Raw genomic sequence first — 533 nt, 5'->3', positions numbered from 1 at the left:
GCCGGCCTAGCTCAATTGGTAGAGCAACTGACTTGTAATCAGTAGGTTGGGGGTTCAAGTCCTCTGGCCGGCACCATTTTTATGCGGGTGTGGCGGAATTGGCAGACGCGCTAGACTTAGGATCTAGTGTCTTACGACGTGGGGGTTCGACTCCCTTCACCCGCACCATTAATTACCATATGATTTCCCTTTAAAAAGGGTTGTTTGTAATGAGTGAACGTGATATATTGATATTTGTCGCTGCTAAGTAGCAGTGGATTTTATTGAAAACATATTGCGCAGAACTTATTGTTGTGATATAGTGATTTATGTCGCTGATGAAGTGATGCAAATATAGTTCTTTGAAAACTGAACAAAAGCCAAGCGAAAAAGAGATACTTGATATCTCAGGGATTTTTAAGGAAATCCCGTCAAAGACATTTACCCGATAGGGCAAGTGTCATCCTTGAATTATTATTTGAGCTAATCAGCTTACCATTTTTATGGAGAGTTTGATCCTGGCTCAGGACGAACGCTGGCGGCGTGCCTAATAC

2 tRNA genes are annotated in these 533 nt (G+C 42.6%); both read left to right on the top strand.

Annotated elements, in window-relative coordinates:
* Positions 1 to 76, top strand: a tRNA-Thr gene (locus tag SAY88_RS24700).
* Positions 77 to 83: 7 nt separating this feature from the next.
* A tRNA-Leu gene (locus SAY88_RS24695) sits at positions 84 to 168 on the top strand.
* Positions 169 to 533: the final 365 nt, after the last annotated feature.

Origin of the sequence: Halalkalibacter flavus, from assembly GCF_036663575.1 — a bacterium.
In the GTDB taxonomy this organism is placed as follows: Bacteria; Bacillota; Bacilli; order Bacillales; family Bacillaceae_D; genus Halalkalibacter; species Halalkalibacter flavus.
The sequence above is the reverse complement of the archived record's forward strand: the minus strand, read 5'-3'. Positions and strand labels throughout refer to the sequence as shown.